The following is a 21,240-nucleotide window of genomic DNA, read 5'->3' on the forward strand; positions in this document are numbered from 1 at the left end:
GCCGTACGACGCAACCACTGCCCCACATAAGCCCGATTGCTCTGCACCCGGCAGGGTCGGCTTTCTTCTCGTTAGTCTTCTTTGCCGACGCAAAGAAGAGTGACCGGCAGCCCCCGCAGGGGGATGTCGTATGGCCCTTGGGTACAAAAACCAACGCCGCCAAAAGAAACAACAGACCGGAAATTCCGAAAAACAAGAGGAGCCTCCAATGGCAGGACCAACCATCAATTTCTGGCAATCCCGCTTCGAATCCGGGCAAACCCCTTGGGAACGCGAATCCGCCAGCCCGCAACTCCAAGCCTGGCTGGCGCAAGGCGCCGTCCAGGCCGGGGAGCGTGTGGTCGTGCCCGGCTGTGGCGGTGGCTGGGAAGTCGCCGCGCTGGCCGCGCATGGCGCGCGGGTCAGCGGTATCGACTACGCGCCCGGGGCACTGGCCCGCACGCTTGCCCGGCTGGCGCCGAGCGGACTGCAGGCGGACCTGGAAGAGGCGGACGTGTTGCATTGGCAGCCGGCCACGCCGGTGGATGCCATCTATGAGCAGACCTGCCTGTGCGCGCTGCATCCCGACCACTGGACGCGTTATGCCGCCCAGCTTCATGCCTGGCTGCGTCCCGGCGGACGCCTGCTAGCGCTGTTCATGCAGATGCGCCGCGACAGCGCTGGCCAGGGCGTGGTGGAAGGGCCGCCGTATCACTGCGACATCAACGCCATGCGCGCGCTGTTCCCCGCCCAGCACTGGGAATGGCCCAAGCCGCCGTTTAGCGCTGTCACGCATCCCAGCGGCGCATTCGAGTTTGCGGTGGTGCTGGTACGCCGCTGATCCCCTGGCGGCGCACAGCGCCAGCCGCGTTATCCATGGGTAATCCCCAATCCATATACAGCCAGTCCACACAAGAGCCACACCGGTAGTTTTGTTACGGTGGCACCAGTCGCACCCGGTGCCATCGGGCGCGCTTGACCCACCCAATTCCGAGATCGGCCCCGGCCGCCCGCACACCGCGCGCGGCAAGGGGCGGCCGGCACAGGAGACAAGATTGGAGATCCTGCAATTGACGATCTCGGGGATCGCGCTGGGCTGCATCTATGCGCTGATCGCCCTGGGTTTTGTGCTGATCTACAAGGCGACCGAGACGGTGAACTTCGCGCAAGGCGAGTTCATGATGCTGGGCGCCTTCGCTGGCGTGGTGCTGACCATGCTCGGGTTGCCGCTGGTCCTTGCCGTGCCGTTGACGGTGGCGGGCATGGCTGGCTTCGGCATGCTGGTCGAGCGCCTGGCGATTCGCCCCATCCTGGGCCAGCCGCAGTTCACCGTGGTGATGCTGACCATCGGCATGGGCTACGTGATGCGCGGGCTGATCACCATGGTGCCGGGCATCGGCGCCGGCACGCATACCTTGCCGGTGCCTTACCAGGGCATGGTGTGGCGTACCGGCGCGCTGGTGCTGAGCGTGGAGCAGGTGGCGGTGATCGGCGTCACCGCGGCGCTTTGCGTGGTGCTTTACCTGGTGTTCCGCTACAGCCGCATCGGCGTGGCGATGCAGGCCAGCTCGCAGAACCAGCTTGCCGCTTACTACATGGGCATTCCGGTGCGGCGGCTCAACGGGCTGGTGTGGGGCTTGTCGGCGTCGGTGGCCGCGATCGCCGGCCTGCTGCTGGCCCCCATCACCTTTGTCCACGCCAGCATGGGCATGCTCGGCCTCAAGGCCTTCCCCGCGGCGGTGGTGGGCGGCTTCGGCAGCCTGCCGGGCGCGATCGTGGGCGGGCTGGTGATCGGCGTGGTGGAGTCGCTGGCGGGCTTTTACCTGCCCGAGGGCTTCAAGGACGTCGCGGCCTATGTCGTGGTGCTGATCATGCTGGTGGTCAAGCCGAACGGCCTGTTCGGCGAGAACCTGCGCAAAAAGGTGTAGAGACGCGATGCGATTCCTCTTCAAGACCGACTATCGCCAGGACCTGCGCCTGGCCAGGCACCCGGGCCATGTGTTCTGGTACGGCTTGCTGATGGCTTGCCTGCTGATCGCGCCGGGCTGGGCCAGCAGCTACTGGATCGCGCAGCTTGGCTTTGTGCTGATCTACGCCATTGCGGGCCTGGGCCTGATGGTGCTGTCGGGCTACACGGGGCTGCTGTCGATCGGCCATGCGGCCTTCCTTGGCGTGGGCGCCTATTCACAGGCCTGGCTGACCAGCCACGGCGTGCCCTTCGTGCCGGCCTTGCTGGCCGCGGCTGCGCTGTCGGCACTGACGGGCGTGGTGGTGGGACTGCCGGCGTTGCGCGTCAAGGGCATCTACCTGGCGATCGCCACGCTGGCCTTCGGCCTGATCGTCGAGGAGGTCCTGGCGCGCTGGGAGAGCGTGACCGGCGGCAATGCCGGCCTGCCGGTGGCCGCGCCGCAGCTGTGGGGCTATGTGCTTGACGGGCCGGTGGCGTTCTACTACCTGTCGCTCGCGGTTTGCCTGCTGGCCACGCTGGCCGTGCTCAACCTGCTGCGCAGCGCCACGGGGCGGGCCTTCATCGCCATCCGGGACTCGGAGATCTCGGCGCAGAGCATGGGGATCCACCTGGCGCGCTACAAGACCTTGTCGTTTGCGCTGTCCGCCGCGCTGGTTGGCATCGCGGGGGCGTTGTATGCCCACAAGCTGCGCTATATCTCGCCCGAGCAGTTCGGCATTGCCCAGTCGATCGACTTGCTGCTGCTGGTTGTGGTGGGCGGGCTGGGCTCTGTGCATGGCGCGTTTCTTGGCGCGATCTTCCTGATCGTCATGCCGCAGATGATCGTGCTGGCGAAGGATCTCCTGCCGCCTGCCATCGGGCAAGCCAGCGGCCTGCAGGCACTGGTGTACGGGCTGGTGCTGATGGCTTTCGTGCTGTTCGAGCCGATGGGGCTGTACGGGCGCTGGTGCAAGATCCGCACGTACCTGGAGCTGTTTCCCTTCTATCGCCAGGGCATGTTCCGGCGCCAGAAGGCCTTCCAGCGCTCCGAGCGCCTGAAATAAGGAGGCCCGCACATGACAGACACTCTTCTCAGCGTGCGCGACCTGTCGGTGCGCTTTGGCGGCGTGCTGGCGCTTGGCGGCGTGAGCTTCGATGTGCGGCGCGGCGAGGTCTTTACGCTGATCGGGCCCAACGGGGCTGGCAAGACCACGGTGTTCAACCTGATCAGCCGCATCTATCCGCCCACCAGCGGCGAGATCCTGTGGCAGGGCAGCAGCCTGACGCAGTTGCCGCCCCACGCGATCGCCGCGCAGGGCATCGCGCGCACCTTCCAGAATATCGAGCTGTTCGAGCACGCCACGGTGCTGCAGAACCTGCTGATCGGCCACCACACGCATCGCGCCAGCGGCTTCTGGGCAGACCTGCTGTTTACCCCCGCCGCGCGCCGCTCGGAGCTGGCCGCGCGCCACAAGGCCGAGGAGATGATCGAGCTGCTGGACCTGCAGGCGCACCGCGACGCGCTGGTGGCGGGCCTGCCCTATGGCGTGCGCAAGGTAGTGGAGCTGGCGCGGGCCTTGTGCAGCAGCCCGCGGCTGTTGCTGCTGGACGAGCCGTCTTCCGGGCTGAATGTGGAAGAGACCGAGGACATGGCCTGGTGGATCCGCGATATCCAGAGCGAGCTGGGCATCACCGTGCTGATGGTGGAGCACGACATGAGCCTGGTGTCGCGCGTGTCGGACCGGGTGCTGGCGATGAACCAGGGCCAGGTGCTGGCGCAGGGCACGCCAGCCGAGGTCCAGGCGCACCCCGGGGTGATCGAAGCCTACCTGGGCACCGTGGACGACGTAGCCTCACTGCGGAGGGCGGCATGAACCTGATGGAAGGCGCTGACAAGATGCGCGAAATCCAGGACGCGCCCGTGCTGGCGCTGGCCAACGTGGAAAGCGCCTACGGCCCGGTCAAGGCGATCCGGGGCGTGAGCCTTGCCGTGCAGCGCGGCAGCATCGCCACCGTGCTGGGCGCCAACGGCGCCGGCAAGACCACCATCCTCAAGACCATTTCCGGCGTGCTGGACCCGACGCGTGGCAGCATCGCCTTCAAGGGCGAGAGCATTGCTGCAATGGATCCGGCCCAGATCGTGCGGCGCGGCCTGAGCCACGTGCCCGAGGGCAGGGAGGTGTTCCCGCTGCTGTCTGTGCGTGACAACCTGCTGATGGGTGCCTATACGCGGCGCGACCGCGACGGCGTGGCGCGCGACATGGAAATGGTCTACGGCTACTTCCCGGTGCTGCGCGAGCGTGCCGCGCAGGATGCCGGCCTGCTCTCGGGCGGCCAGCAGCAGATGCTGGCGATCTCGCGCGCGCTGATGGCCGCGCCGGAGCTGATCCTGCTCGACGAGCCCAGCCTGGGCTTGTCGCCAAAGCTCACCAAGGACATCTTCGAGATCGTGGTGCGCATCAACCGCGAGCGCGGCACCACCATCTTGCTGGTGGAGCAGAACGCCAATATGGCGCTCAACGCGGCGGACTATGGCTATGTGCTGGAGAACGGCCGCATCGTGGCCGAGGACACCTGCGCCGTGCTGCGCGAGAAGGACGACATCAAGGAGTTCTACCTCGGCATGAAGGACAACGGCGTGCGCGGCGAGCGCCGCTGGAAAAAGCGCAAGACCTGGCGGTAGCGCGCTAAACGATCACCAAGTTGAGAGCAATCAATGGCAATGGCAACGGCAATGGCGACGGCGCACACCATGCAGCCCCTTTCCGAAGCGGCATTCGAGACCCTGCCGCAGATGTTCTGGCACGCCGTGGACCAGCGCGCCGACGCTGTGATGATGCGGCAGAAGGACCTCGGCGTCTGGCGCAGCTATCGCTGGCGCGAAGTGGGCGAGATCGTGGCCGATGTCGCCGCCGGCCTTGCCGAGCTGGGCCTGCAGGCAGGCGAGGTGGTGTCGGTGCTGTCCAGCACCAACCGCGAATGGGTGTGGAGCGACCTTGGCGCGCTCACCGCCGGTGCGGTGGTCAGCGGCATCTATCCCACCGACTCGCCTTCGCAGGTGGAGTATCTTTGCCACGACTCGGGCAGCGTCATGCTCTTCGCCGAGAACGAGGAGCAGCTGGACAAGTACCTGGAGGTGCGCGAGCGCCTGCCACGGCTTCGCAAGGCGATCGTGTACGACATGGAAGGGCTGGCCGGCTTCGATGACCCCGGCGTGCTCAGCTTTGACGCGCTGCTGGCACTCGGCAGGCAAGCGCGGGCGCGGCAACCAGGGCTGGTGGCGGCGCGGCTGGCCGCCGGCGGCGCCGATGCGCTGGCGGTGCTGGTCTATACATCCGGCACCACGGGACGGCCCAAGGGCGCGATGCTGTCGCACCGCAATGTGCTGCGCAGCTGCCTGACGCTGCGCGAGTTCCTCCCCGCCACCACCATCGGCGAGCGCATGGCCTTCCTGCCGCTGTGCCATGTCTCGGAGCGGATCTTTGGCGAGTACTACGCGATCCTGTCCGGTGCTGTCGTCAATTTTGTCGAGAACCCCGACACCATCTTCGACAACATTCGCGAGATCCAGCCCGACGCCTTCCTGGCGGTGCCGCGCGTGTGGGAGAAGCTGTATTCCAGCGTGACCATCGCGGTCCGGGAAGCGACCCGCCTGCAGCGCTGGGCCTATGACTGGGCGCTGGCCGCCGGGCAGGCCCGCGTGCACGAGGACGGGCAGGCAACGGTGCTGCCTCTGGCCGCGCGCCTGAAGCTCTGGCTGGCCGATACGCTGGTGCTGGGCAACGTGCGCCGCATGATGGGCCTGAACCGCGTGCAGCTGGCGGTGACCGGCGCGGCGCCGATCTCGCCCGACCTGATCCGCTGGTATATGGCGCTGGGCATCGTGCTGCACGAGCTTTGGGGCATGACCGAGATCACCGGCGCGGCTACCTGCAACCCGCCGGGCCGGACACGCCCGGGCAGCATCGGCATTGCCTTGCCGCATACCGAGGTGAAGGTCTCGCAGGAAGGCGAGCTGCTGGTGCGGGGCCCGCAGGTCTTCATGGGCTACCTGAACCTGCCCGCCAAGACCGCCGAGACCATGGCCGACGGCTGGCTGCGCACGGGCGACGTGGGCCGGGTGGACGAGCAGGGCTACTTCTATATCACCGACCGCATGAAGGACCTGATCATCACCGCTGGCGGCAAGAACGTCACGCCGTCCGAGTGGGAGAACCAGCTCAAGTTCAGCCCCTATGTGACCGACGCCGTGGTGATCGGAGACCGCCGGCCCTACCTGAGCTGCCTGGTGATGATCGACCAGGACAACGTGGAGCAGTGGGCGCAGGAACATGACGTGCATTTCTCCGACTACGGCTCGCTGTGCCGCAGCAAGGAGGTGATCGCGCTGGTAGGCCAGGAGATCGACCGTGTCAACAAGCAGTTCGCGCGGGTCGAGCAGATCAAGGCATTCCGGCTGATCGAGACCCGCCTTGGGGCCGAGGACGAGGAACTGACGCCCACCATGAAGCTCAAGCGCAAGCTGGTCAACGACAAATACAGCGCGCTGATCGAGTCGATGTACCTGGCCAAGGTGGCCTGAACGCAAGCGGCCCCGACAGGAGGCGCCATGAGCGATGCAGACAAAGCGGTTCCCGTCAGCCTGGTTCGGCACGGCCGCATCGGCCTGCTGTGCATCGACCATCCACCGGTGAACGCGCTCTCGGTGGCGACGGTGGCGGGGCTGGATGCCAAGGTGGCCGCCTTCGAGGCCGATTCCTCCCTCGATGGCTTGCTGATCTGGTGCGCAGGCCGGACCTTCGTGGCGGGCGGCGACATCGCGCAGTTCGATGCCCCGGATTTCACGGCTGCACCTTACAACCGTATCCTGGCCAGGATCGAAGCCAGTGAACGGCTGGTCGCGACCGTGCTGCACGGCACCGCGCTGGGCGGCGGGCTGGAACTGGCGCTGGCCTGCCATTACCGCGTGGCCGTGCCCGGCACGCGGGTCGGGCTGCCCGAGATCAAGCTGGGACTGCTGCCCGGCTCGCTGGGCTCCCAGCGGCTGCCGCGCGCCTGCGGAGCGGACCTGGCGCTGGACCTGATGGTGAGCGGGCGCATGCTCGACGCCGAGGCAGCGCTGGCCGCCGGCATCGTCGATGCGCTGGTGCCGGGCGAGCCGTTGGCCGCTGGCCTTCATGTTCTGGAAGACCTGCTGGCGAAGCGGGCGCCGCCGCGCCGGCTGTCGACGCTGTCCGTGCCTGTTGCCGGGCTCCCGCCGGACTTCTTCGCGCAGGCCTTGAAGCGCGCCACGCAGGAGCGTGCGCGCTATCCCGCGGCAGCGGCAATTGTGCAAGCGGTGGAGGCTGCGGCGACGCTGCCGTTCGCCGGGGGCGAGGCGGTGGAGGCCGCCTTGCTTGCCGCCTGCGTGGCGTCGCCGGAATCGCGGGCGCTGCGCCACCTGTTCTTTGCCGAGCGCCAGGCGGCCCGCGTGCCCGGGGTGCCCTCGGGCATCGCGCCGCGCGCGCTGCATACGGCCGGCGTGGTGGGCGCCGGCACCATGGGCAGGCGCATCGCCATGAGCCTGGCGGACGCCGGCTTGCCGGTCACGCTGGTCGAGGCCAGCGACGCGGCGCTGGCCAAGGGCCTGGCGTCCGTGCGCGCCCAGTACGAGGCCAGCGCGGCGGCCGGGCGGCTGCAGCCTGATCAGGTGGCCAGGCGCATGGGCCTGATTGCCGGCACGCTGGACTACGCCGCACTGGCTGGCTGCGAACTGGTGATCGAAGCGGTGGTGGAGGACATGGCGCTCAAGCAGCAGGTGTGCGCCCGTCTTGGCCAGATCTGCAAGCCCGGGGCAATCATTGCCACCAATACCTCCACGCTGGACGTGGAGGTGCTGGCCGAGGCCTGCGGCCGGCCGGACGATTTCGCCGGGCTGCATTTCCGCAACCCGGCCAATGGCGGGCGGTTGATCGAAGTGGTGCGCGGCAGCGCCACCGCGCCGGATGTGCTGATGACTGCCATGCACCTGGCCCGGCGGCTCGGCAAGGTAGCGGTGGTGACGGGCGTGTGCTTCGGCTTTATCGGCAACCGCATGGCCGAGGCCTACCTGCGCGAGAGCGAGTTCCTGCTCATGGAAGGCGTGAGCCCGGCGCGGCTGGATGCCGTGATGCAGGCTTACGGCATGGCGATGGGGCCGTGCCGCATGCTGGACCTGGCCGGGATCGACACGGGCGCCAAGATCGTGCTGGAGTACGGCAAGGCCGGGGGGCTGCCGCCGGATCCCGCCTATCGCGCGGTGGTGCGCACGTTGTTCATGCTGGGGCGGCTCGGCTGCAAGAGCGGCGCGGGCTACTACCGCTATCCGGACGGCGAGCCGGTGGCGGACCCGGAGGCCGAGCGCATCTGCGCCGCGCTGGGCCGCGCGCACGGCATCGCCCAGCGCACCGACATTACCGATGCCGAGATCGTCGAGCGCCTGATTTTTCCGCTGATCAACGAGGCCGCCAAGCTGCTGGAGGAGGGCATGGCCTGCCGGCCCGGAGACATCGACATGGTGTGGACCGCCGGCTATGGCTTTCCCGACTATCTCGGGGGCCCTGTGTGGCAGGCAGACAGCATTGGCCTGCCCCGCGTCAAAGCCGGGCTGGAGCGCTACGCCCGCCTGCGCGGCAATCCTTACGACTACTGGGACATCTCCCCCTTGCTGGCGGCGCTGGCACAAAGCGGGCAGCGCTTGTCCGACTGGTCCGCACCGCCGCCCGCAGCCGATGCCGTAGCACCGGGCGGCCAGGCACATGGCCATGCGCCGATCTCATTACCGCCGGACTCGCGGTCCGTGCAAAGCGGGATCCAGTCGGGACCCAAGCCGCCGCAGAGCGTGCATTGAAGCCAAGGCAATCCACTCATAAAGCACAAATCGATATAAAGCACAAACCGATAAGACAAGGAGACAACCATGATCTTGAAGACCACCATCGCCGCCATTGCGCTCGCGCTCAGCGCCGGCGCGAGCGCGCAGACGCGCGGCGTCACCGACAAGGAAATCGTGCTCGGCCTGATCACCGATATGTCCGGGCCGATCGTCAACTACGGCAAGGAGTCGCGCAACGGCATGACCATGGCCGTGGAAGAGATCAACGCCCGCGGCGGCGTGCAGGGCCGCAAGCTGCGGGTGGTGGTGGAAGACAATGGCTACGAGCCCAAGCGTGCCGTGCTGGCCGCGCAGAAGCTGGTCACGCAGGACGGCGTGTTCGCCATCATCGGCCACCTTGGCACCGCGCCCAATATGGCCACGCTGCCGTTCCTGGTGCAAAGCAAGGTCTTCAACTTCATGCCGCAGAGCGCCGCGCGCGACATGTATGAGCCGGCCAGCCCATACAAGATCGCGCTGGGACCGTCCAACTTCCTGATGTCCACCACCATCATGGATTACTTCTTCAAACAGAAGCCCTACCAGCGGGTGGGCGCGCTGTACCAGGACGACGACTATGGGCGGGAGTCCGTGGAGGGTGTGCAGGCCTACCTCAAGACCAGGAACATGACCCTGGTGGAAAAGGTGTCGTACAAGCGCGGCGCCACCGATTTTTCCTCGCAGATGGCGCGGCTCAAGGCGGCCAACTGCGACCTGGTGTTCAACGCCTCGACGATGCGCGAGTACATCGCCTCCGTCCAGGAAGCACGCAAGATCGGCTTCAACCCGGTCTTTGCCGGCACCTCGGCCAACTACGCGCACCAGGTGCCATTGCTGGGCGGCAAGGCCATGGAAGGCCTGCATGCGGCGGCCTTCATCATGCTGCCCTATGCGGACGATGCAAACCCGGCGGTACGGCAATGGGCGGCCGCCTACAAGAAACGCTTCAATGAAGACCCGGGCGTGTACTCGATGTTCAGCTACTACGCCTACACCACCTTCGCCACCATCGCCGACAAGGCCGGGCGCAACCTGAGCGCAGAGTCCTTCAATGCCGCCATGGAGTCGACCAAGCTACCGCAGGACGCGCTGGGCAACCCGGGCTTCAATGTCTCCGCCAGCAACCGCCTGAGCAACGACCGCATCCGCATCATGAAGGTGGCTGGCGACAAGTGGATCCCGGCCAGCGACCTGCTGCCGCCGCCCAAGATGAACTAAGCGGGCGCGGCATCCCATGAACAACCGGAGACAACCATGAGCACGGCAACGGAACAGGCGCGCGAGCGCATCGGGCGTATCGCCCTGGGCGATGTGATCCACCGTAGCGCCCGGCGCTTCGGCGCCCGGACGGCATTGATCGAGGGCGACCACAGCCTCAGCTATACGGCGCTGAACGCCGCCACCAACCAGTTTGCCCACTACCTGCTGGCCCAGGGCATGCGCAGCGCAGAGCGTGTCGGCATGCTGTGCAACAACTCGATCGACATGATCGTGGCGCTGCTAGGCATCCAGAAAGCAGGCATGGTGTGGGTGCCGATCAACACGGCGCTGGCGCCGGATGCGATCCAGTACATTCTGGAACACGCGGAGGTGACGCGCCTGGTGGCGGACGCGTCCGTGCTGGCGCGGCCCGGCATCGGCGAGCTGGTCGCGGCGTCGCGCATTCCCGTCGTGTTGCTGGAGCCGGCGGGCGAGGTGGCAGGCGAGATGGCCGGGTTAGCCGGGTTAGCCGGGTTAGCCGGGCTGGCCGGGCTGGCCGGGCTGGCCGTTACCCGGCATGCCGACGCGCTGGCCGGCCAGCCGGCCACGCTGCCAGATGTGGACATCGCCAGCGGCCAACTGGCACAGATCATGTACACCAGCGGCACCACCGGCCCGCAAAAGGGTGTCATGCATTCCCACGCCTCGGTGCATTCGGTGCTGGCGGCCAACCTGGTCGATACCGGCTGCGGGACGGCGAGTGAAGTCTTTACCTGCCTGCTGCCGATGTTCCACTGCGCGCAGCACGGCAATACCATGAGCGCGCTGCTGGGCGGCCACGCCGTGGTGATCGGGCGCGGCTTCGATCCGGCCCGGGTGCTGGCGGACCTGGCCCGCCACCGCGTCACCGTGGTGGTGGCGCTGCCGATGATGTACCGGGCCATGCTGGAGCACCCGCAGTTCGCCGCGACCGACCTCTCCAGCGTGCGGCTGTGCATCTACGGCATGGCGCCATTGCCCAAGAACCTGCTGCTGCGCCTGCTGGATGCGTTTTGCCCCAACTTCGTCCTGTGCTCGGGCCAGACCGAGATGTACCCGGCGGCCACCATTTTCGAGGCGCAGGAGCAGCGCAAGCGCTTTGGCGCCTTCTGGGGCGTGGGCACGGTGGTCAACGAGGTGGCGGTGATGAGCGACGACGGCCGGCTGCTCGGCCCGGGCGAGCCCGGCGAGATCGTGTTTCGCGGGCCGAACGTGATGCTGGGCTATTACAAGGACCCCGAGGCTACCGCCCGCGTGCAGCGCTTTGGCTGGCATCACTCCGGCGATCTTGGCGTGCTGGACGAGGATGGCCAGTTGCTGTTCCTCGACCGCATCAAGGACATGATCAAGAGCGGCGGCGAAAACGTGCCCTCGATCAAGGTCGAGGAAGTGCTGCTGCGCCATGCCGCCGTGGCCAATGCGGCGGTGGTCGGGCTGCCGCATGCGCGCTGGGGCGAAGCGGTGACGGCCTTCGTGACCCTGAAGCCCGGCGCGCGGGTGGAGGACGACGAGCTGGGCGCGCACTGCAAGGCCCACCTAGGCGGCTTCGAGGTGCCCAAGGCGGTGCTGCTGCTGGCGGCATTGCCGGCCACCTCCACCGGGAAGATCCAGAAGTTCGCGTTGCGCCAGCGGTATCACGAGCATTACGATGAGCACCCCGAAGCGCACCACGCGCACCCTGGCGAGGGCTGAGCACCGGGCCCGCCTGTGGCTGCCATAGCCACCTGACATAGCCACCTGACGCAAGACGTAGCCGGTAGCCCCGGCTACGCTGCTTTTTGCGTCGCATTTTTGCATCGCATCATGGCGGCGCACCGAGAGCAAATAACTAGCAGGCCTGACGACGCCCCCATCGGGGCGCGGACGGTGCCAGCAGGAGACGAGGACATGCAGATGCAAGCACCAGGCATTGCGTGCCCGCCAGCGACGACCGTGGCGCCTGGCGCCCGGGACGGAGCCGGCCGGGTGATGTGGCTCACCCCCGACAGGCTGTTCTACGCCGGCCTGCTTGGCTCGCCTTCGGTCCGCACCATGGGTGGGCTGTTGATTTATGTGGCTTTGCGTGCACCCATCCGCATCCGCTTTGACGACGGGCCCTGGGCATCCACGGACTTGGCGGTGGTGCCGGCGTACATGCCGCACTCGGTCGCTTGCGACGACCGCATGATCTGCGACCTCGCACTGGAAGCGGAGAGCATCGACCTGGCGCGCCTGCCGCCGGTGATACGCGAGCGGGCAGGGCCGGTGGACGATCCGGCCTTTGTGCGCCATGTGCGCCAGGCGCATGCCTACCTGTGCGAGCGCGGCCGGGAGCTGGAACTGCAGGCGGACAGCTTCGACCAGATCTTCTTCGGGCACGCGCTGGCGCCGCGCAAGCTGGACCCCCGTATCGAGGCCGCGGTGCAGCGCATCCGCAACGCGCCGTCGGCCACGGCCACGGCCGAGTCATGCGCCGCATCGGCCCATCTGTCCTTCTCGCGCTTCCTGCATCTGTTCAAGGAAGATGTCGGCACGCCGTTCCGCAGCTTCCGGACCTGGAAACGCGCCCGCAGCCTGCTGCACTATGTCACCCAGGACTCCAACCTGGCCCATGTGGCGCTGGATGCCGGCTATCCGGACTCCACCCACTTCAGCCATTCCATCCGCCAGGTTTTCGGGCTCAAACCCAGCGACATCTTTGCCGGCTCGCGCAAGCTCGCCCTGATTGGCGAGCGTGCGGAGGTGGGCAGCGGCATGCCCGGCTAGGCGGGCCGGGCAGAGGTATCCGGCGCGTCCTCCGTGCGCAAGGCCGCCTTGTGGATCTTGCCGGACGGCGTGAGCGGCAGCGCTTCACGCAGCACCACCTGGCGCGGCACCTTGTAGTCGGCCAGGCGCGTCCCGCAGTACGCGCGGATTTCCTGCTCGGAGACCTCGCAGCCAGGCTTGGGCACGATGTAATAGCGGCCGATCTCGCCCAGCACGGGGTCGGGCACGCCAATGCCGGCGACCATCATCACCGCCGGGTGGCGCGCGATCACGCCTTCGATCTCGGCCGGATAGACGTTGAAGCCGCCCTGGATATACATATCCTTCTTGCGCCCCTTCAAGTGGATATAGCCGCGTTCGTCCACGTAGCCCAGGTCGCCCGAGTGCAGCCAGCCCTGGGCATCGAATCCATCCTCCCGGGCCGCGCCGCCGACGTAGCCAGGGCAAACGCCCGCGCCACGGTAACAGAGCTCGCCGATTTCGCCAGTGGCCAGGCTTTCGCCGCCAAACGAGACCACCCGCACCTCGGCGGTGTCGAACACTCGGCCAATCGATTGCATCAGGTCCTGCCGCTGCGCGTCCCAGGGCGTCATGACGATCGCGCCAGAGGATTCCGAGAGGCCGTACAGGTTCATCACCGTCGCCTGCGGCATGCGGGCCTGCAGTTGCTCCAGCAGGGCCGCATCCACGGTGGCACCGCCCACGATCACGAGCCGCACGGAGGAGAAATCCACCTTGGCCGAGTCGGGATGCATCAGCAACAGCGTGGCCATGGTCGGCACGCCCGAGAAGATGGTGGGCGGGTGCTGGCGCATCCTGGCAAGCACCAGGTCTGCCTTGAAGGCTGGCACGAGGTCGCAAGTACCGCCGCCCAGCAGGAAGTTCAGCACCCCGCAGGTGATGCCGCCCACATGGTTCAAGGGCAGGGCCAGCTGGAGCTGGTCGGCCTCGGTCGTGCGCACATGGCGCGCTTGCGCCAGGGCCGCCGCCAGCATGCTGCGATGGGACAGTCCCGCGCCCTTGGGCCGCCCGGTGGTGCCCGAGGTGTAGATCACCATGGCCAGGTCCTGCGGCACGACCTGCGCCTCGGCGGCCTCCAGCACGGCCGGGTCCGGCGCGGTGGCCAGCAGCGTGGAAAGCCGCAGTGAGCTGGTGTCGGCCGATGGCGCCGTGTCGATTGGGGCGATTGGGTCGATCAGCACCACATGCGACAAGCCCGGCATGCGCGGAGCCAGCCGTGCCAGCATGCCTGGAAAATCGAAGCCCTCGCACTCCGGCACCGTGAAGACCGCCTTGACCGCGCTGTCGTTGACCATATGCTCGATCTCGTTGTCGCGGTAGCGCACGCTCAGGCCCACCACCGCCACGCCGATGCGGCTTGCGGCAAAGAACAGCTGCAGCCACTCGATCTGGTTCAGGCCAATCACGCCGATGCGTTCGCCACGGGCGATGCCCAGGCCAAGCAGCCCACAGGCAAGCCGCGCGGAGCTGGCCTCCATCCCGGCAAAGGTGTGGGCCTGCTGCCCGCAGAAGTAGGCAGTGCGCTGGCCCCACCGCTGGCTGGCTTGGCGAAGGGCGGCACCAATGGTGGCGGGCGGCGGGGTGGCAGTCATGCGGACTCTCCTGGCGTTGGATGGCAAATTGGATGCGGCAAAGACCCGGGGCAGGTCAGAGCGGCAAGCGTAGCCAAGTCGCGTGGGGCAAGGCTTGCGGAAAGTGGCTGGGTCGCTGCGTAGGGCGGCGGCAGCGTCGTCTCGGTGGACGTAGGTGACGCATGAACTACGCATGGATTACGCGTGACATGGGTAATTGAAGAATACCCATAAAATTGGTATTTGCAATTTACCTATATTATTTGTAAAGTGAAATTACGCATTTGATGGGTAACTCCGGATCACCACAATGAAACAGCTGCTCACCACCCCCAGCCAGCTCGGGCAAGTGCTGCAATCCGCACGGCGTGCCGCCAAGCTGTCGCAGACGGACCTGGCCGCGCGGCTGGATGTCAGCCAGAGCCGCATCTCCCACATGGAGCTCAACCCGGGCAGCATCAGCGCCGACCAGTTGCTGGCGCTGATCAGCGTCCTCGGCCTGGAACTCGTCGTGCAGGATAGGCACGCGGCAGGCGCCGAAGCCTCGCCGGTGGAGTGGTAGCCATGGGCCGCAGATCGCATGCGCGGGCGTTGTCGGTATGGGCCAATGGCGAGCGGGTAGGGACGTGGCGCATCCCCACGCGGGGCGACATGGAGTTGCAGTACGACCCAGGCTGGCTGGCCTCGCCCGCCGGACGCCCGCTTTCCCTGTCGCTTCCCTTCGGCGTCGATACCTCCCCGCTCAAGGGCGACCAGGTGCGCAACTACTTCGACAACCTGCTGCCCGACAGCGACGCCATCCGCAAGCGCCTGGCCACGCGTTTCAAGGCGGCAACCACGGAAGCCTTCGACCTGCTGGAAGCCATCGGCCGCGATTGCGTCGGCGCCGTGCAATTGCTCGGCGAGAACGAACAGCCGGTGGGCCATGACCGCATCGACGGTACGCCGCAGTCCGACTCCGATATTGAAAAGCTGCTGCGGCAGACGGTCAGCCCCACCGGCATGGGCGCGCAGGACGATGACGATGACTTCCGCATCTCCCTGGCCGGCGCGCAGGAAAAGACCGCGCTGCTGTGGCACGGCAACCAGTGGATGAAGCCCCACGGCGCCACGCCCACCACGCACATCCTCAAGCTGCCGCTTGGGCTGGTGGGCAACAAGCGGGCCGACCTCAGTACCTCGGTCGAGAACGAGTGGCTCTGCCTGACCATCCTCGCCGCCTACGGCCTGCCGGTGGCGCATAGCGAAATCAAGACCTTCGCCAGCCAGAAGGTCCTGAGCGTGCAGCGCTTCGACCGGCAGATGCATTCCTCGGGTGGCTGGATCCTGCGCCTGCCGCAGGAGGATTTCTGCCAGGCGCTTGGCGTCGCCCCGCACCTGAAGTACGAGGCGGATGGCGGCCCGGGCATGCGCGACATCGCCCAGATCCTGCGGCAATCCACCCATGCCGACGAAGACCTGGAGATCTTCCTCACCACGCAGATCCTGTTCTGGATGCTGGCGGCGCCTGACGGGCATGCCAAGAATTTCAGCATCCGCCTGCTGCCTGGCGGGCGCTACCGGATGACGCCGCTCTATGACGTGATGTCGATCTGGCCGGTGGTTGGCTTTGGGGCAAACCAGTGGTCATGGCACAAGGCCAAGCTGGCCATGGCGGTGGCCGGCAAGAACCGGCACTACCTGTTCAAGGACGTGCAGCGCCGGCATTTCAACGCCATGGCGCCCAAGTGCTTCCACGGCCCGGATGCGGAAGGCATCGTTCAGCGGCTCATTGCGCAGACGCCGGCGGTCATTGCCACGGTCAGCGCCGCCTTGCCGGGGGGCTTCCCGCAAAAGGTGGCGGACAGCATCCTGCAAGGGCTGGAGGCATCCGCCCGGCAGCTCGATCGCATGCCGCCTGGCTAAGTGGCTGGTTGGGGTTTGGCGGGGCCAACCACTTTGCGCAAGACGAAGCGCACGGCGCGGCCTATGGTCGAGGGATGCCGGCTTGCATGCCGCACGCCCCCCGACCCGAAAATCCACTGACAGCCCCACTGACAGGACCCACGATGAGCCTCCTGACCCTGCCGCCCCTTGCGCACTATTTCACCGCCGAGCACGAGCAGTTCCGCAGCACGCTGCGCGACTTCGTCGCCCGCGAGATCACGCCCTACGTGAACGACTGGGACGAAGCCGGGACCTTTCCCCGCTCGCTATACCGCCGCGCCGCGGAAGTCGGTCTGCTCGGGCTGGGTTACCCGGAACACTTCGGCGGCACGCCCGGCGACATCTTCTATCACCTGATCCAGGCCGAAGAGTTTGCCCGCTGCGGCTCCGGCGGCGTCAACGCGTCGCTGCACTCCCATTCCATCGGCGTGCCGCCCATCGTCGCGGCCGGCAGCCAGGCGCTGCAGGAACGCGTGCTGCCCGCGGTCATCGCTGGCGACAAGATCGCCGCGCTAGCCATTACCGAGCCCGGCGGCGGCTCCGACGTGGCCAGCCTGAAGACCACCGCCGTGCGCGACGGCGACCACTACATCGTCAACGGCGAGAAGACCTTCATCACCTCCGGCATGCGCGCCGACTTCATCACCACCGCGGTGCGCACCGATCCCGCCAACAAGGGTGCGGGCGGCATTTCCCTGCTGCTGATCGAAGGCAACCCGCCCGGCCTGACCCGCACCGAACTCAAGAAAATGGGCTGGCTCGCCTCCGACACCGCCCACCTGCACTTCGACAACTGCCGGATCCCGGCCGCCAACCTGATCGGCGAAGAGAACCGCGGCTTCCAGGTCATCATGCGCAACTTCAACGCCGAGCGGCTGGGGATGAGCGCCAGCGCCTATGGCTACGCCGAAGCCTGCCTGCAGGAAGCACTCGACTGGGCGCGCCAGCGCAGCACCTTCGGCCACCCGCTAGTGGAGCGCCAGGTGATCCGCCACAAGCTGGTCGACATGGCCCTGCGCATCGAAGCCGCCCGCAACCTCGTCTACGACCTGGCCTACCGCGTGCAGCATCAGGCCGGCGACCCGGCGCAACTGGTGGCGCGCACCTGCATGGCCAAGATCCAGGCCACCCAGGCCATGCAGTTCTGCGCCGACCAGGCCGTGCAGATCCTGGGCGGCATGGGTTTCATGCGCGGCACCCTGAGCGAGCGGGTGTACCGCGAGGTCAAGGTCATGATGATCGGCGGCGGGTCGGAGGAAATCATGAAAGACCTGGCCGCGCGGCAGTTGGGGGTTTGAGGCGGAGAGTGGGGTGGGAGCTAGAATATCGATTAACGTATTCAGTCATGCCTCTTAGAAAGCAAAACCCACCGTCACCAAACTAACGTATTCGAACGCATCTCATATCTGGAGTACTGCCAGATAGCCCTCTATACTGTCGTCGTACTGATACGTTATTGTCACGACGGAATGAGCTATGCAGCACCTTATTACCGCAACCGCAAGCCTTGGCCAGCTCGCCCGCGCTGCGCGCATGACCCAGAAACTCACGCGCGACGAACTGGCGCGCGCCACGGGCCTCTCGCCAGCCTTTATCTCAGCGGTTGAACGTGGCAAGGAGACCGCGCAAATCGGCAAGGTGCTGCTCCTGCTCCAGGAGCTTGGCGTGGCGTTGTTCGGCGAGGCTTCCGGCGTCCAGCAACTGATGGCGGACAAAGACGGGCTCGTCAACCGGCGAGTGCGTAAATGAGCGAAGAAGAGCGCACGCTCATCGCCTTTGCCAACGGCGTAAAAATCGGTGAAGTGGCGGACAACAACGGGGTTTGGACGTTTGCCTACGACGCGGGCTGGCTGAATCACCCCGGGCGCTTCGCCCTGAGCCCGAGTCTTCCGCTAGGGCCGGCACTTCAGGTCGATACCAGTTCCGATCGTCCCGTGCAGTACTTCTTCGACAACCTCTTGCCGGAAGAGGGCCAACGCGCTGTGCTGGCCAGCACGGCAAAGCTCGATATCGAAGACGCATGGGGCATGCTGGCGTACTACGGCGCGGAATCGGCCGGGGCCATCACGCTCCTGGCGCCGGGCCAGCAGGAACCCGGCGCAGGCCGGGTGCCTCTATCGTTCGAAGAACTGCACCGCCGTATCGGGGATCTGCCGCGGCGCCCGCTTGACGCGAAGGCGCCCAAGCATATGTCGGTCGGTGGCGCGCAGCACAAGCTGGCGGCAATCCTGGAGGGCAGGCATGGAGGGCAGGCATGGAGAGCGGCTGTTGCTGGAGCCAATCGGCGCAGAGCCTTCCACCCATATCCTGAAGCCGGAAGCGCCCTCTACCGCATGGCCACATACCGCCATCAATGAGTTCTTCTGCATGCGGCTGGCTGCGCGCGTGGGGCTGCCCGTGCCAGCCACGGCGTTCCTGCGTGTGCCGGCGCCGGTCTTCGCTATTTCCCGTTTCGATCGTGAATCGCTGCAGGGCCAGGTGCGGCGCCGGCATGTCATTGACGGCATGCAGCTGCGCGGCAAGAGCCGGACACTAAAATACACGCAAGCCTCGACGCAGACTCTGAGAGCGCTGATCGAGCTGACACGTACCCGCGCGGCCTCGCGCCTGGCGATTTACCGCTGGGTTGTGTTCAACGTGCTGGTTGGCAACGGCGACGCGCATATGAAAAACCTGTCGTTCTTCGCGGACCCCGACGGCTACAGCCTTGCTCCGTTCTACGATATCGTCAGCACCGTGGTGTACGACACCAAGAACTTTCGCGACACCGCGCCGTACTGGCCGGACTCCGAATTGTCCATGCCGATCGGGGCCGCCAGGCATTACGGCGACCTCCAGCGCACCGACCTGATTCAAGCGGGGCAGGAACTTGGCTTGAGTCCAACGGCGGCGGCCTATGAGCTCGACGCAGTGATGGCTGCCGTAGCGCAGGCCACGAATGAGGTCCGAGCGCAAGTCGAAGCTGAGGCCACGCCGGATGGCGGCGAGGCCCGGCTGCTCAATGCCATCCTGGCCATGCCACTCAAGGAGATGTCCGATCGGCTTAGACGGCCAGTTCGAAGTCCGGCAGCATAGCCGCCTGCACAAGAGGGCATTCGTCGCGGGAAGCGCCTCAGCCTTCCCGCGACACGGATCAGCCGCGCCGCGCCGCCTTATAATCCGACCGGAGAATCCACCGCTGGCGCTGCCGGCGGGCGCGTCCTGGAACCGGCCGAATGCCTTCGTACCCCCTTGTCCTCTGCCTCACCTTTGCGGTCGTCGGAAGTCTGACGGTTGCCGTCGCAACCTGGACGCGGCGGGACGATCCCATCGTCAAGGCCTTCCTGGCGCTGGCCCTGGGGAGCGCGCTATGGAGCGGTGGCCGCCTGCTCGAGTTGAACTCCGTCGACCTGGAAACCCGCATCCTGTGGGCCAAGGTGCAATATGTCGGCATTGTCGCCGTGCCCATCGGCTGGCTCTGCGCCATCGTCCAGCTCAGCCGGCCAAGATTCGTCATCCCTTGGTCGCTGCTCTCGCTGCCCATTGTCATCAATATCGTGACGCTGGCCCTGGTCTTTACCAACGAACGGCATCACCTGATCTGGACATCGATCCAGCTGGTGCCGGGGGGCGCGCCGCCGGGCGCCGTCTTCGGCCATGGCCCGGGATACGCCGCGGCGGCCGCCTACACCTACCTGCTGTTGCTGATCAGCGTTTACTTCCTGCTGACGGCGCGGGTGCCAAGCAGCAACCTGACCCGCGGGGGAAGGGCAGTGCTTGCGGGCGGCCTGGCGTTGCCGCTGGTGGCCAATATCGCGTATTTGCGCGGATGGACGGGGCCGCTGGGCGGCGACCTGACCCCCGCCACTTTCGCGGTGACGGCGGTGCTGGTGTGGGTATGCGCGCTGCGCAGGCACCTGGATGACGTTGGCCACTACGCCAGGCTCAGGGTCTTCGATGCCTTGCAAGAGGGCTGCGTGATCGTGAATGCCAACGACATCATCGTCGACTTCAACCCTGCCGCGCGGCGCCTGCTGGTGGAGGTGGAGCGGGGCAGCGCCTTTCCGCCTGCCTGGCGGGACGCGATTGCCGCCAGCCGCAGCGGCGCACCCGGCAGCGGCGGCTCGCACCTGATTTCGCAGGCGCGCGTCGATTACGAACTCACCGTGGATTCGGTGCGTAACCTGAACCGGCAGCCGGTCGGGATCATTGTGTTCCTGCGCGACGTCACGCGCTTTCGCTCGCGCGAGCACGCGTTGACGGCGGAAAACTCCAGCCTGGCGGTGCGGCTCGGCGAAACCGAGGAAAAGCTCTCGCGCATCGAGGCGGACCTGTATCGCGATGCGCTCACCGGCGCGCTCAACCGGCGCTACTTCCAGCGCGAGGCCGCCGTCGCGATAGCCGACGCGTTTGAGCGCGGCATTCCCGTCGGCCTGCTGATCATCGACGTCGATTACTTCAAGCAGTACAACGATCTCCACGGCCACGTGCACGGCGACGAATGCCTGCGCCGCGTTGCCGCCGCCATCGGCGAAGCCATGCGCAACGGCCCCGGCGACTTCTGCGCCCGCGTTGGCGGCGAAGAGTTCGTCATCGTGCTGCCAGCGATCGCGCCCGCCGGGACGAGGGAAATCGGCTTGCGCCTGCTCAATGCCGTGCGCTCGCTGGCGCTGCCGCATGGCGGCTGGCCGGAGCACCCGTGCGTCACCATCAGCGTTGGCGCGGTTTGCGAAATCCCGGCGTCGCCGTCGCTGGAGTTCCTGCTCGAAAAGGCCGACGCTGCCATGTACGAGGCCAAGCGCAACGGCCGCGACCGCTTCATGATGCACGACCCGGTGGCGTCGCCTGTGTACCCGGGCTGAACGTCTTTCATGGATTGGCCTGACCGGCCATCCTCTCAGGAGTACCCTACTCATGTCATTCGGCGAATCCGCAGCCAT

At 66.6% G+C, this 21,240-nt stretch carries 16 protein-coding genes and 1 pseudogene; 16 read left to right on the top strand and 1 reads right to left on the bottom strand.

The window, feature by feature from the left end; translation table 11 throughout:
- The first annotated feature begins 208 nt into the window (after positions 1 to 208).
- From AC1DQR_RS36140 to AC1DQR_RS36185, 10 genes are all read left to right on the top strand, one after another.
- A complete protein-coding gene (locus tag AC1DQR_RS36140) occupies positions 209 to 820 on the top strand; it encodes a methyltransferase domain-containing protein (RefSeq protein ID WP_416052600.1) in 612 nt (203 codons plus the stop codon).
- 214 nt (positions 821 to 1,034) lie between these two features.
- Positions 1,035 to 1,907 carry a branched-chain amino acid ABC transporter permease gene (locus AC1DQR_RS36145; protein WP_043355187.1) on the top strand — a complete coding sequence of 291 codons (873 nt, stop codon included), beginning with the start codon at positions 1,035 to 1,037 and terminating at the stop codon, positions 1,905 to 1,907.
- A gap of 7 nt (positions 1,908 to 1,914) precedes the next feature.
- Entirely contained in the window at positions 1,915 to 2,991 is a 1,077-nt protein-coding gene (locus tag AC1DQR_RS36150) for a branched-chain amino acid ABC transporter permease (protein ID WP_416052601.1), read from the top strand.
- Positions 2,992 to 3,003: 12 nt separating this feature from the next.
- Positions 3,004 to 3,801 carry an ABC transporter ATP-binding protein gene (locus tag AC1DQR_RS36155; RefSeq protein ID WP_150984548.1) on the top strand — a complete coding sequence of 266 codons (798 nt, stop codon included), beginning with the start codon at positions 3,004 to 3,006 and terminating at the stop codon, positions 3,799 to 3,801.
- Entirely contained in the window at positions 3,798 to 4,610 is an 813-nt protein-coding gene (locus AC1DQR_RS36160) for an ABC transporter ATP-binding protein (RefSeq protein ID WP_477134770.1), read from the top strand. Before AC1DQR_RS36155 ends, AC1DQR_RS36160 begins: the two co-directional genes overlap by 4 nt.
- A 69-nt stretch (positions 4,611 to 4,679) precedes the next feature.
- A complete protein-coding gene (locus AC1DQR_RS36165) occupies positions 4,680 to 6,509 on the top strand; it encodes an AMP-dependent synthetase/ligase (protein WP_477134771.1) in 1,830 nt (609 codons plus the stop codon).
- A gap of 27 nt (positions 6,510 to 6,536) precedes the next feature.
- Positions 6,537 to 8,795, top strand: coding sequence for a 3-hydroxyacyl-CoA dehydrogenase NAD-binding domain-containing protein (locus AC1DQR_RS36170; RefSeq protein ID WP_416052603.1), 2,259 nt, complete (start codon positions 6,537 to 6,539; stop codon positions 8,793 to 8,795).
- Between the two features lie 69 nt (positions 8,796 to 8,864).
- Positions 8,865 to 10,037, top strand: a complete 1,173-nt coding sequence (locus AC1DQR_RS36175; RefSeq protein ID WP_150984552.1) for an ABC transporter substrate-binding protein — start codon at positions 8,865 to 8,867, stop codon at positions 10,035 to 10,037.
- A gap of 36 nt (positions 10,038 to 10,073) precedes the next feature.
- Positions 10,074 to 11,750, top strand: coding sequence for a class I adenylate-forming enzyme family protein (locus tag AC1DQR_RS36180; RefSeq protein ID WP_477134772.1), 1,677 nt, complete (start codon positions 10,074 to 10,076; stop codon positions 11,748 to 11,750).
- Between the two features lie 195 nt (positions 11,751 to 11,945).
- Positions 11,946 to 12,803 (top strand): AraC family transcriptional regulator, encoded by an 858-nt coding sequence (locus tag AC1DQR_RS36185; protein ID WP_416052605.1) that lies wholly within the window; start codon positions 11,946 to 11,948, stop codon positions 12,801 to 12,803.
- Here the strand turns inward: AC1DQR_RS36185 and AC1DQR_RS36190 are convergent.
- Positions 12,800 to 14,416: a class I adenylate-forming enzyme family protein gene (locus tag AC1DQR_RS36190; protein ID WP_477134773.1), complete on the bottom strand. Its 1,617-nt coding sequence runs from the start codon at positions 14,414 to 14,416 to the stop codon at positions 12,800 to 12,802. The genes AC1DQR_RS36185 and AC1DQR_RS36190 overlap by 4 nt on opposite strands.
- Before the next feature lie 289 nt (positions 14,417 to 14,705).
- On the opposite strand from AC1DQR_RS36190, the gene AC1DQR_RS36195 reads away from it, so the two are divergent.
- From AC1DQR_RS36195 to AC1DQR_RS36220, 6 genes and pseudogenes are all read left to right on the top strand, one after another.
- Positions 14,706 to 14,957, top strand: coding sequence for a helix-turn-helix domain-containing protein (locus AC1DQR_RS36195; protein ID WP_416052607.1), 252 nt, complete (start codon positions 14,706 to 14,708; stop codon positions 14,955 to 14,957).
- Positions 14,958 to 14,959: 2 nt separating this feature from the next.
- Positions 14,960 to 16,300 carry a type II toxin-antitoxin system HipA family toxin gene (locus tag AC1DQR_RS36200; RefSeq protein ID WP_477134774.1) on the top strand — a complete coding sequence of 447 codons (1,341 nt, stop codon included), beginning with the start codon at positions 14,960 to 14,962 and terminating at the stop codon, positions 16,298 to 16,300.
- 143 nt (positions 16,301 to 16,443) lie between these two features.
- Positions 16,444 to 17,619, top strand: a complete 1,176-nt coding sequence (locus tag AC1DQR_RS36205; RefSeq protein ID WP_477134775.1) for an acyl-CoA dehydrogenase family protein — start codon at positions 16,444 to 16,446, stop codon at positions 17,617 to 17,619.
- 178 nt (positions 17,620 to 17,797) lie between these two features.
- Positions 17,798 to 18,070 (top strand): helix-turn-helix domain-containing protein, encoded by a 273-nt coding sequence (locus AC1DQR_RS36210; RefSeq protein WP_416052610.1) that lies wholly within the window; start codon positions 17,798 to 17,800, stop codon positions 18,068 to 18,070.
- Positions 18,067 to 19,396, top strand: a pseudogene (locus AC1DQR_RS36215) (HipA domain-containing protein). The gene AC1DQR_RS36210 and the pseudogene AC1DQR_RS36215 overlap by 4 nt, the downstream one beginning before the upstream one ends.
- 140 nt (positions 19,397 to 19,536) lie before the next feature.
- On the top strand, positions 19,537 to 21,162 hold the full coding sequence (locus AC1DQR_RS36220; RefSeq protein ID WP_477134776.1) for a histidine kinase N-terminal 7TM domain-containing protein: 1,626 nt from the start codon (positions 19,537 to 19,539) through the stop codon (positions 21,160 to 21,162).
- Positions 21,163 to 21,240: the final 78 nt, after the last annotated feature.

It is taken from the genome of Cupriavidus sp. 05L411 (genome assembly GCF_056398045.1).